Source organism: Yersinia sp. 1252 StPb PI (assembly GCF_048593885.1).
GTDB lineage: Bacteria > Pseudomonadota > Gammaproteobacteria > Enterobacterales > Enterobacteriaceae > Yersinia > Yersinia enterocolitica_E.
On record NZ_JAZGQE010000161.1, the window covers coordinates 1 to 10,791 of the forward strand.

Here is a 10,791-nt window from a genome sequence, read left to right on the forward strand (position 1 = left end):
GGTGTTGAACTGCGGGGCGTTGCGGCCTAATGACTGTTTTTCCTCGATAAGGGTTTGCACCAAGATAACCGGATACAACTCCTCAGTGGTTGGCCAGTCACGCGGGGAGTAGACGCGGTTTCCCGCATCTGTATTTCCGATAATGGCATCAACAACCAGTTGCCTGACTTGCGCTGTATTCATGATCTTGTCCGATTAAGAATGAGTTTGCTGCCGCCGTGACTGTCTGGCTGAACATCTGCTACAACAAACAAGGTATTGACCGGCTCATTAGCAACGATGCCAATAAATACCCGGTCCCCCTGTTTAGGTGGTGAACGAAACTCACTGTCTCTTACCCCTAAAACGGGATTGGTGGTGTTAATGGTGCTACCGTCATCCAGCGTATCAATGGTGGTATAAGCCCGATCAAAGATGCCGCTGATGGTATAAGTTGGCTTACCACCATCAGGCCGGTAATCAACCGGGTCACCAAATACCGCTTGTAGGGGTGCAAGAAGATGCTGATCCCAGTTGATACCCATCAGCCACCTCGATTTATCTTCACACCATCATCGACGGTTATTGAGGGGCCAATAGTGCTAGCTGCCTGCTGCCGTAAGGATTTCACATCAGCAACCACGCCCAGGCTAATCAGTCGTTCAGCATCATCATGTAGCAGGAATAAACGGCTATTCTCCGCATAAGTTTTCCCGCTATGGCGCAGAGTCTGGCCTTTTACGACAACAACCTCCAACTCGTCAGATTCGTCAGATTCGTCAGCAGAATCATCATCCCCCATCTCACTCTCTGCTGAGTTTTCATGAACATCAGATTCAGAAAGAACTTTTTCATCATTCTGTTCCTGTTGGGTATCAGCCGCGAACTCGGGCGGCAAGCCGCCCAGTTCGTTGATGCTGGCTTGCTGCTTGCTCGGTGTTTTTGTTGCCATATCACACCACCGTCGCACAGAGTGAGGCATTAACCCGGCTTGGGATCACCAACGGGGCAGATTGCATCATCAAATAACGCTGGGCGGGGTTAGGCATAACCCATGATTTAGGTGCGAACGCCAAAGGCCCATAATTAAACGCGGGGTCAAGAATGACACCAAAGGCGCGAGTACCCATTAGATCAGCACCTGACATCAATACGGCACCATCGGGGATCATCGGCTTTTCAATGCCATCAACGGGATCAACGAACCAGTCGTTATACAACCACAAATCAAAGTTGCCCCAGCGACCTTTATAGACTGCGCCTTTATTGATTCGCGGACCGGCATCGACCTGATTACCAAACGGACTCAATGCTGGGAATGTAATAGCATTGTCCTTAATGGTGGTATCCAGACGGAACGCTTTCCATGAAGTGGTCGTAAATACCAGGTCAGTGGCCACCGCCCCAGACTCTTTCAACATCAATGTTTGCCAGTCTTCAATATCATCTGATGGCTGGGTATTTGTCGTGCCTGCGGGAACAGATAAAGGCCATTTATCTGACCCACTCAGCGTAATCGTCAGAGAACTTGAGCGGCCAAAGTCAATCTCAGCCGTTTCAAACCCTTCCCCCACGACCATGATTTTTGCTTTAGTCAGTGCACTGGCCGCCATCCATTCCATACGACGGTTGATCATGTCAATTTGATCTTCCATTTCAAATTGAATATTGAGCATCTCACGTTCAGTCGCGGTGAACTCCCCCCCAATACGTTCACCCATTTGACGTCGGATTGGTTTGCGCAGATCTGGAACCCGCACATCTTTAATGTAAGCAGGCTTAAAGGTATTGGTCTGATATTTTCGGCTTTCAACCAAATGACCGGCGACTAACGGCGAGACAAAAGGCGCCAGACGGCGCTTACCGATGTCCACATCAATTGAAACCTCTTCAGTCTCATAGGTAACGATGTTGGGAAAGAAGCGATCCAATAGCCAGTTTTGGCTAGTTTTTAGGTTAGGAACAACCTGAACCAACGCGTTGGTATCAAAAATATTCATGTAGTGTCTCTTTTGATTTTCTGGCAGCCAGAGCCGCCAGACAAAGATTGAGGACGAGTAAGCCCCTACCAGGTGAATGGCATTGGGTGCAAAGTAAGGAATTTAGGTTTTAGACTGGAGCCTGGATACTGTCTTCGAGGAAGATTGAGTAGGTCCGTAGATCGGTTTTTAATTCAGCCAGCGTCCATGAAGCATCATGAATAATGCGGTTTTGATTGAATTGCCCCATCAAATAAACGCCTCCGCGCTGAGATGTTGTTGTCGTATCCAAATCATCAACGAGGATGGCGACCGGAACCTCACTGCCATCGGTGGCGGTCTTAACAGACTTGACGTACTCACCTGATGCCGTAATTTTACCCAACACTGTGCCCCGCAAATGTATCGCAGCCGCCTGAGCAATAACGCCAGTATCAGTGACCAGTTGTAATGTCCCAGAGACTAACTGGTCTGGCATAAACAACGATGAGCGCATGCCCGGTTGAAATGCATTTTGTCCAAAGTTATCCATTATTTTTTACCTTTTGCAGAGTCATAGAGGCTGGTCATCTTATTGACCAGTGACGCGCCTTTTGATGCGGCAGCGGTGTCTTGTCCGGGCTGTGCATTACCGTGGGCTTGCATCCGCTCATCCAAAGAACGTTTACGAGGGGCTAATGCAGGTGAAGTAGCTGCGGTGGAGGCAAGAACACGGATCACAGCGGCAGAACTCATGCCGGAATTAAGCGCCAGAGAAACAGCTAAATCTCCGCGCCCGGTAGCATGTTTACTGCCAAAGATACGCGCACAGCGCTGGCGTTCAGCACTGCGGCCTTTTTTGACGTTACGGTCTTCGTTATCATCATCACCATCATCGTCACTCCCTTCATCCGCATCAGCATCATCGCTGTCGTCTTCTGCGTTAGGGTCTTTTTCATCCTGATCATCAGGGCTATTGTCGTCGTCATTCTCTTCGGCATCAGGGTCTTTTTCATCCTCTTCAGCCTGACGACCCTTGGCTTTTTTGGCCTTGTTCTTATCGTCTTCGGTCTCTTCTGTTGCTTTGGCACCCAAGCCAAACAGGTGTGTAAAACCTTTAATTTTCGCCATTACTTTTCTCCAACCAATGTTAATAAATCGCGGAATGCGACATCAGGCGGGGCAACTTGATCAGCCAGCCCCAACTGCACACCATCAGCCGCTAAGAAACATGCCGCCTCAGTGTCTCTGATGGTTCTCTCTGCTATCCCGCGATTGCGGGAAACGGTATTCACGAACAAGCGGCCCATCTCGTCAACATCAGACTGAATGGACTTCTTTGCCTCTTCGCTTAATGCTTCGTAGGGATTTGATTCGGCTTTTCTGCTGCCAAAAGTGATTATCGTGACCTGTACCCCATCGCTTTTTATGCGCTGCGACCAGTCAACATGCATCACGATGACGCCGATAGAACCAACCCCGCCGGTGCGAGGAACGATAATCCGATCCGCTGCACTGGCCAGCGCATAAGCAGCCGAATAAGCATTTTCGGACAGGATTGACCAAATGGGTTTAGCGCCTCGGGCGGCATAAATTTCATCGACCAAATCAAAACAACCGGCGACTTCACCGCCCGGTGAATCGATATCAAAACAAATGCCCTTCACCGCATCATCATTCATTGCTGTCAGAAAGCTGGCCCGAATACCGTCATAGCCTGTCATGCCGCTATAAGGTCGCAGGGTGCCTAACTTTTGCACCAACGTGCCCTGAATCGGAATGACCGCCACGCCCTCGATAACGTCATAGCCACAATCACGACCCTTGCGTGAAAAGAAATCATCCTCTTCGTCGGCCCAATCGGCATTAGACTGAATGCGCGTCAGACCGAACCGGTCAGTCAATGCCGCCATAACGACTTCAGCCTTGTGCGGATGAAGTGCCAGCGGGGTGTTAAAGAGCCGCTGGGCTAAATGTGGAAGATTCACTGTGCCTCCGGTTTTTGTTGTTGATCAGGTGCAAAGGTGTCAGCTTGCAGCCATGTAGGGATAGGCAACCCACGCTCAATGTATGCCTCACGTTCTCGCTGGCGCTGATCCAGCAGTTCTTCCCAGTCTTCACCCACGTTCTCAGCGGCTTCCATTTCGAGAGTAGACAATCCAGCTTCCATCCCGAGAATAGCCCCTTTCTTCTCAGCCACAGGATCAACCCAACCACGACCGGGCCCCATCCACTGAGCACGGCAATATGCCGCCTTAGCGGTGAGAAAATCAGGCGCGCCCGCAGGTAAGGGAACCTCACCTAAATCATGCAATTCTTCGATAAAACACGACAATATTGGCTGGGCGAAACCTGTAGCAAAATCATCGCGCCGGCGGGTCAGGGTTTTCCAAGCTTCCAACATGGCGGAACGGGCTGAGCTGTAGTTAACATCTGACCAGTCTTGTGTCAGTTGCTGGGTAGAAATTCCCAATGATGCGGCGATGTTACGTAACGCCGCGCTTTCAAAAGCCACAAAGTTACTGGTTGGTCGAACCGCGTTAAGGGTGGTCATCTCCTCACCGGGTGCCAGTATCGGAATACGTGCGCCACTCTGTAGTGACAGGCGTTTTTCATCGTGATACTCACGGCGCATGTCTTGATAACGGTTAACTTCCTCACCCGTATCAAGGGCTTCCGCCACTAAACTCGGGTCATAAGGTGATGTGATAAAGGCGGCAAAAATGGAGTTCAGGATTGACGACTGCAACTCAACCTCATCGTACTTAATCAGCATTTTAAGACGCTGAACGATGGGGGTGAAAATACTGATACCCCGATGCTGGGAGGCCCGGTCACTATCAAAATCATGGATGACGATTGGGCGGCCCCAGTCAGTTTCACGCGGGATACGCTCCCAGGTCATGGTTTCTTTACCGCTCCACCAGTCGCCCATGTGAGCTTTTCGGATGTGATAAGCAATAGGCACCCCATCCTCATCAATCTCTACCCCACCACGAATATTCGGCATGTCGAAATTTTGCTGAGGGTTGCTTAATCTATCCGGGTCAATTATCTGCATGGTCGTGGCATACTGCGCACGCCCATAGCCAAGACGGTCAGGTCGATATTGCATAACGCAGAGCGCATCACCGTCAGTCAGTTTGTGGCGAAAACCAAGCCGTAGTAGTTGGGCGACTGTTTTCTTCCTTTCCACATCACAATACCGGTTCGGATCATTCGCCCACGTTCGCCAGCCTGATTCAATGGCCCGTCCATATTCATCAGCCCATTTCGCGTCAAATTTAGGGTTCCCGGTCATCAGTGCCAAAGTCCGGTAATCAACCTTGGCAAGCGGCCGGAAAGACGCACCAACGGCATTATCCAAAATGCGGGTAACGCTGCCCGAGGCCCAACCATCGTTACGTACCATGTCGCGAACGCGGGCAACAACCTGATCGCGGGAGGTATTGATTTCGTTATCCGGTGACCACAAGGACGGCTGCCAATTGGCCATAGAATCACTGAATGAATCAGCAGCGTCATACGGAACCCCTCGGGAACCACTCAACATCGATGCCCTTGATTTGGATGGCGGCAAGGGGCTACCGTCAGGACCTAAAATCCTTACTGGGTTTTTCATCAGTAACGAAACCTTATCGCCCTGCGTGGACGCTTAACGATGCCTAGCTGAGCCTGAAGAAACTGAATTAACCCCATGAGTATCCCAATATCTGTTTGCTGATAGGTAACCGATCGGGTGCCATCCCCTTGCGCATAGGAGAACGAAACGCCCTTCGCGCCGGACGATAATTCGATATAGGCTTGCTGCGCTCGGTTTAATGCCTCTTCTAATTGGGCGCGACTCATCGCACCGGCCAGTAGGCTAGTGTTTGCATTGAACATGGATATCCTTACGCCAGCCTTCTGGCTCTACTTTTGGGTGTAGTGGGTTGTGACTCTGGAATAATGACGCCCGGAAAACGCAAGTTGGGCTTGTCTTCTGTAACGTCCGAAGGAGGCAGTAATTTTTCAGGATGACTTAAAAGGCTGTCAGCATATTGGTTAAGATTTAATCCAAAATGCAGCAACCCTTTCAATGCTGCATAGCTGTATACCCGGCAATCTAATGCCTCATTTGCGCGCCCAGGCAATAATTCCCAAACACGATAACGTTGCCCGCCCGCCGTTTTAACAACGGAGCGCTCTGCAAGTAATTGGCTAAAATAGTGTAAATCACGCTCAACTGGGTAGTGCATATACCCAGCAGAAGGGATGCCAGCCGCCGGTTGCTCCATGTGAAGGCGGGAACGAATGGCGTCTTTTGCAGCATTAACACCCAGTATAATGGGCTTGAATTGAGACTTTGACCGAGAAGATGGTCGCTTTGTTGGCCAGATGGGTGAACGCTTACCGCCTCTTGCCGACTCGCCTTTTATCGCCCATATCCGCCGTCCAATGCGCTCTTTGGAAAACTCATACACTTTCTGTGTATGATGCCCGCCTGAGTCGTGACAGGCAGCCATAATCGTAAAACCTCGCCCGTCCGCTCTCCGCCATGTCTGCTTCAGGTAAGCATCAAGCCGCCGCCAGGGTTCGTCAGTTTCTAAATCCCCCTCAATAACGTCATAAGCGATAGACCAGCTTTCTTCATTCCGGCCCCAGCCCACCACCTCAATCTCAAGTCGTCCGTCTTGTGTATCGATACCGGCGGTGACGACGGCAACACCATCAGGGACTTCAGCGGAATAAACCTCACAACGTTCTGCTAAGCTTTTTTCACTGAGCGCCTTTTCACCGCGATCTTCATAGGGTTCACCCAAGACAAGGTTAATAAATGTCTGGCGCATCAAAGGGTCGTATTTTACCCGCAACCACTCGGCAACCAGATACTTCCATGCCGCGTTAGGGAAGAGACTGTATCCCGCCCAAATATGAAAACCCGCATGCCCTTTAAAGGGCATAGTTGCCTGCCACCTTCCCGCTTTCACCATTCCGGCTTTATCGTTGTGATGGATCACACAACCGTTATGGCGGCAAACATAATAGGCGGTATCGGGTAATCCATTACCGTCAGAGTCTTTATCCCACTTAATTCCGTAAGGCGTTGTTGGCCCACCCCATTCCAGCGTTTGGAACTCACCACAGTGAGGGCATGGAACATAATATTTACGCTGATCACTTTCAGCATAAGCCTTCTCAATGCGGCTAATTCCTTTAACCGTCGGGGTTGAGCCTAATATTATTTTTCTATTCCAGAATGTCTCTGAACGCTTGGTACCCAATGCTATCTGGTCACCATCAACACCGGCCCCCGCTATCGGATACCCATCAACTTCATCAAAAGCAATAATTCGACAAGTTATACGACGGAATCCACCAGGGCTGTTTGCCCCTACCAGCGTTAAATTAGAACCGTTGAGAAACTGCTTTTTAAGGATGGTCTGGTTACTGCTTTTGGCTTTCGGATCACCGGATATCTCAGCGAGAACAGGGGTATCCCTAAGCATGGGAGAAATTTCAGTCTTACTGTAATCCTCCGCATCTTCAACGCGGGGTTGCACAACTAAAATGGGTGAAGGGTCATGTACCAGGTAATAGCCGATAACATGATCCAAAATCTTGGTGTAACCCACTCGGGCAGATTTCATGACGGACACCTGAGTAACCAGTGGGTCAGTTACTGCATCCATAATGCCATCCTGATAAGCAAAAGAGCGAAATCGTCCAGTCTGTGCACTGGTCTCTTTTGACAATACCGCATGCTTATTGGCCCACTCACTCAATGATAGAGGTTCGGGTGGCTTTACGTTCTTGCGTCGTTGATGCAGTTCCGTGGAGAAGTTTTGCCAAGCGGCTGGGTCAACTGCTCTCTCCGTTGTTATTGTTATCAAGGCTTAGCTCCTCCATTGCCTCGTAAACCACTTCTTGCAGTGCTTCAACAAACTCCGCATCGTTAGTGGTTGAGGCCAGCACCCGCAAGCGGGGACCATGTTCGGGAGCGATGGCAATCAGGCGGGTACGCATGCGTGAATATTCGCTACCTACCGCCTCAATCATCTCTTTGTAAGGAAGTACCTGACCTGATTTAATGTCATATTCCAACCGCGTGAGCAGCGCCAGAAAGTTTTCTTTCATTTCTCTGGCTTCATCGATTGTCATCTCGACACCGCTTTCAGCAATCATTTTCTTCACAACGTCTGCGGGAGAATCCACCGGATCTTTATCAGGTCTGTTACCTTTGGCTCTGTTACCCGTCTTGTTACCTGCTTTGTTACCCTGCGTGTTACCTGCAACTTTTTTTTCTGGTCGGGTAACAGTTTTCCGAAAGCGCTCAATGTTGGCATTTGATGCCTCGACATCAATGTCATCACCCGCTAAAACCAGCCACCCACGCGCCTTCCACGCCGTAACCGTCTTTCGACTGACATTGTGAAGTTTGGCAAAATCTGACTGGTTCATGTGTTACCTCAGTTGTTACCTGTTACCCAAATTTCAAAAGTTGATAGCTAGACGCAGAACGGGGCGCGCAATGCCCGTACATTACAAAGGTCTCAGGAGGGACCCATTTTTTATAGATGATAATGATTGTCATACAGGCTCATAATGATTCCGGTTTTGAGCTGAAAGGATAGTCAGTTGCTACCTGCTTATCAGCGCCTCGGCTAATAACGTGTTAATTAAGCGCCTTATCTATCTCACCTAACACATGCAGCGCTTCATTGAGATAATCCTCTGTTCGCCTGACTGCGGTGTGAGTGCGGCCAATTTGATTTGACGAGACAGGACGGGTGTCAGCAAAATCCCCACCTAATGAAGTGCCAGTAATACGATCAAGCAATGTGGCAACAGTCTGAGCTAGCTTCAATGATAATTCTTCAGTGCGAATTGCCCGAGAATGTAAATCAGACAATCGACCCGGTAAGCAATCAAGCGCAGTAAAAGCACTCCCTACAGCTTGAGCTAATTCAATGGCGCGCTGTTCTACATCGCCTTGCTTATACAGAATGGGATAGGGTTGTTTTCCTGTTAACTCACTGGCCAATAGCTGCTGTAGCGTTTCCTGAGCAGCGTTTAAGTATGCAGCCTGAAGCACCGTGCCACCTGTTTCGCATGTTATTTGTGCATTCTTAATTGTGCCGTTATTCACTGTGATACCTCATCTATTTAGCCGTCTTCAATGCCTGCTCGATTGCCAGGCTTAACGCACCAGGCATTAAAGCCTGTGCCATTGCATTCGCTCGGTCGAAGTATCCAAGCGTTGGTTTAACTGCCAATGCGTCACCAAACTGAATCAGCAGCTTAGGTGCTTTTTGTTTCTCTCTGGCGCGATGCACCCCGTTAGGAGAGCGCTTCTGACGCTTCTTAACCTTTTTGCTTTTCTTCCCTTTCTTACGCTGGAAGAAACCACTAACGCCATTCACCTCACCTACAAACACATTTTCTTTAGCTTTGAGCTGCTGCGTTTTATTACGGGCTAAGTTTCCGAACTTATTAAGCTTTATGTTTTTAGGGTTAAGCAGCGCCTGACCATTGAGTTTGTGCTGGCCGCCGAACTCGAACGGTTCGAGATAACTGGCAGCAATATCACGCACAAATACTTTGGCCTGTAATCGGTCTTTGCGGGCACCAAACGAGCCAACAGAATTAACAGTGAAAGGGGTCGGATTATCAAGATTGCGCTGCATACCCACCTTCTGAGCGGCTGCAATCTGGCGAGCAACACTTGTTAGCGCCTGAGCAGCAGCAAAAGGGAGCTGTTTTTTAATCTGCTGGAGCTGATTAGATAAATCCTTAAGAGTTGCCATGGTCTATCCCTAAATAGAAAAACCACCGACTTATAAGGCCAGTGGCTTAGGTTGTGCATTATATCAATCAAATCACCAACGTTTTGTTATCAATTGGTTTACTAAACAATTGATATATTAAAATTGTATGTAACCAAAAGCCCAGCTTATCTTTACCTATACACGGAGTTTTTATGAGTTTGTCTACTTTATTAAAATGCCTCTGTCATTCTTCAAAGTCATTGCTTTTGTATCCCACCGCGCTAATAAGAATCACTCTTGGTCTATTCTTCTTTTCTTCTGGTTTCAACAAAATCACAGTCTTAGAAAATAGACAGTTAATGATAGAGACAATGATTCATGCTGGATTACCTTACCCTGAAATAATGGCTACATTTGTTGCATCAACTGAATTAATCGTTGGTCTTTTTCTTGCTCTAGGCCTTCTTTCTCGGCTATCTGGCTTATTATTATTAGTAATCAGTATGGTGGCATTGATTACTGTCGGTTTGTCCCAGATACCTACAGGTATAAATCTTATAACTTGGTATAGTTGGCTACTGTATTTGCCTGAAAGTTCTTATATTTTGTTCCTTATCCTTTTAATTACCCAAGGTGGCGGGCCTTTCTCAGTCGATAAACTCATATATAACAAATTAACCAACAAAATTTATTAGCGCTATAGCGTAACGATGTTTCTATTTTTTAACTAAGTAAAATGCCACCAACCTGTTAATGCTCAGGGTGATCGGTGGGCAACAGGTGGTAGCATTGCTTATGTGTATTGTCGCAACCACTCATTGAATGGCTACTGCAATACAGGCCGTATCTCCGGCTGTCACATCGCTTCTTCCACCACGGCTGATGTTGCCGCCAATGCCCTGACTATCACGGAGGGGGGTTGGTTATTATTGATTCCGCCTGTACGCTCAATGGACAAGGAGCTACGTCAGTGCTAGTACAGGCAGGCAGCGATAACCGGCGCGGGAAATAAAAAACCACCAGCTTATAAGGCTAGTGGCTTAGGTTGTGCATTATCGATGGCACTCAATGAATGCCACCTGTAATGCTACTTTACTGAGGTAATG

At 48.6% G+C, this 10,791-nt stretch carries 13 protein-coding genes and 1 pseudogene; 1 reads left to right on the forward strand and 13 read right to left on the reverse strand.

Annotated features, from left to right (window positions below):
• The 13 genes and pseudogenes from V2A85_RS18660 to V2A85_RS18720 form a co-directional block, all read right to left on the reverse strand.
• A pseudogene (locus V2A85_RS18660) lies at positions 1–183 on the reverse strand (ATP-binding protein); the annotation flags it as partial.
• Positions 180–524 (reverse strand): head-tail joining protein, encoded by a 345-nt coding sequence (locus V2A85_RS18665; protein ID WP_226720283.1) that lies wholly within the window; start codon positions 522–524, stop codon positions 180–182. The pseudogene V2A85_RS18660 and the gene V2A85_RS18665, both read right to left, overlap by 4 nt.
• Entirely contained in the window at positions 524–931 is a 408-nt protein-coding gene (locus tag V2A85_RS18670; RefSeq protein ID WP_420072068.1) for a hypothetical protein, read from the reverse strand. Before V2A85_RS18670 ends, V2A85_RS18665 begins: the two co-directional genes overlap by 1 nt.
• A gap of 1 nt (position 932) precedes the next feature.
• A complete protein-coding gene (locus V2A85_RS18675; RefSeq protein ID WP_420072069.1) occupies positions 933–1,979 on the reverse strand; it encodes a major capsid protein in 1,047 nt (348 codons plus the stop codon).
• Positions 1,980–2,088: 109 nt separating this feature from the next.
• A complete protein-coding gene (locus V2A85_RS18680; RefSeq protein ID WP_420072070.1) occupies positions 2,089–2,490 on the reverse strand; it encodes a head decoration protein in 402 nt (133 codons plus the stop codon).
• Positions 2,490–3,068 (reverse strand): DNA primase, encoded by a 579-nt coding sequence (locus tag V2A85_RS18685; RefSeq protein WP_420072071.1) that lies wholly within the window; start codon positions 3,066–3,068, stop codon positions 2,490–2,492. The genes V2A85_RS18680 and V2A85_RS18685 overlap by 1 nt, the downstream gene beginning before the upstream one ends.
• Positions 3,068–3,925 carry a S49 family peptidase gene (locus tag V2A85_RS18690; protein ID WP_420072072.1) on the reverse strand — a complete coding sequence of 286 codons (858 nt, stop codon included), beginning with the start codon at positions 3,923–3,925 and terminating at the stop codon, positions 3,068–3,070. The genes V2A85_RS18685 and V2A85_RS18690 overlap by 1 nt, the downstream gene beginning before the upstream one ends.
• Positions 3,922–5,559, reverse strand: coding sequence for a phage portal protein (locus V2A85_RS18695; protein WP_420072073.1), 1,638 nt, complete (start codon positions 5,557–5,559; stop codon positions 3,922–3,924). The genes V2A85_RS18690 and V2A85_RS18695 overlap by 4 nt, the downstream gene beginning before the upstream one ends.
• Positions 5,559–5,822, reverse strand: a complete 264-nt coding sequence (gene gpW, locus V2A85_RS18700) for a gpW family head-tail joining protein (RefSeq protein ID WP_420072074.1) — start codon at positions 5,820–5,822, stop codon at positions 5,559–5,561. Before gpW ends, V2A85_RS18695 begins: the two co-directional genes overlap by 1 nt.
• A gap of 8 nt (positions 5,823–5,830) precedes the next feature.
• Entirely contained in the window at positions 5,831–7,810 is a 1,980-nt protein-coding gene (locus tag V2A85_RS18705; protein WP_420072075.1) for a phage terminase large subunit family protein, read from the reverse strand.
• Positions 7,779–8,378 (reverse strand): RNA polymerase subunit sigma-70, encoded by a 600-nt coding sequence (locus tag V2A85_RS18710; RefSeq protein WP_420072076.1) that lies wholly within the window; start codon positions 8,376–8,378, stop codon positions 7,779–7,781. The genes V2A85_RS18705 and V2A85_RS18710 overlap by 32 nt, the downstream gene beginning before the upstream one ends.
• Positions 8,379–8,592: 214 nt before the next feature.
• A complete protein-coding gene (locus tag V2A85_RS18715) occupies positions 8,593–9,066 on the reverse strand; it encodes a hypothetical protein (protein WP_420072077.1) in 474 nt (157 codons plus the stop codon).
• A gap of 13 nt (positions 9,067–9,079) precedes the next feature.
• Positions 9,080–9,724, reverse strand: coding sequence for a hypothetical protein (locus V2A85_RS18720; RefSeq protein WP_420072078.1), 645 nt, complete (start codon positions 9,722–9,724; stop codon positions 9,080–9,082).
• Between the two features lie 173 nt (positions 9,725–9,897).
• Between V2A85_RS18720 and V2A85_RS18725 the strand changes: the two genes are divergently transcribed.
• Positions 9,898–10,380, forward strand: a complete 483-nt coding sequence (locus V2A85_RS18725) for a DoxX family protein (RefSeq protein ID WP_420072079.1) — start codon at positions 9,898–9,900, stop codon at positions 10,378–10,380.
• Positions 10,381–10,791 lie beyond the last annotated feature (411 nt).

Excerpts from the sequence above, each read along its gene's own strand:
- V2A85_RS18665 (WP_226720283.1), bottom strand. The coding sequence starts at position 524 with ATGGGTATCAACTGGGATCAGCATCTTCTTGCACCCCTACAAGCGGTA.
- V2A85_RS18670 (WP_420072068.1), bottom strand. The coding sequence starts at position 931 with ATGGCAACAAAAACACCGAGCAAGCAGCAAGCCAGCATCAACGAACTG.
- V2A85_RS18675 (WP_420072069.1), bottom strand. The coding sequence starts at position 1,979 with ATGAATATTTTTGATACCAACGCGTTGGTTCAGGTTGTTCCTAACCTA.
- V2A85_RS18680 (WP_420072070.1), bottom strand. The coding sequence starts at position 2,490 with ATGGATAACTTTGGACAAAATGCATTTCAACCGGGCATGCGCTCATCG.
- V2A85_RS18685 (WP_420072071.1), bottom strand. The coding sequence starts at position 3,068 with ATGGCGAAAATTAAAGGTTTTACACACCTGTTTGGCTTGGGTGCCAAA.
- V2A85_RS18695 (WP_420072073.1), bottom strand. The coding sequence starts at position 5,559 with ATGAAAAACCCAGTAAGGATTTTAGGTCCTGACGGTAGCCCCTTGCCG.
- gpW (WP_420072074.1), bottom strand. The coding sequence starts at position 5,822 with ATGTTCAATGCAAACACTAGCCTACTGGCCGGTGCGATGAGTCGCGCC.
- V2A85_RS18710 (WP_420072076.1), bottom strand. The coding sequence starts at position 8,378 with ATGAACCAGTCAGATTTTGCCAAACTTCACAATGTCAGTCGAAAGACG.
- V2A85_RS18720 (WP_420072078.1), bottom strand. The coding sequence starts at position 9,724 with ATGGCAACTCTTAAGGATTTATCTAATCAGCTCCAGCAGATTAAAAAA.
- V2A85_RS18725 (WP_420072079.1), top strand. The coding sequence starts at position 9,898 with ATGAGTTTGTCTACTTTATTAAAATGCCTCTGTCATTCTTCAAAGTCA.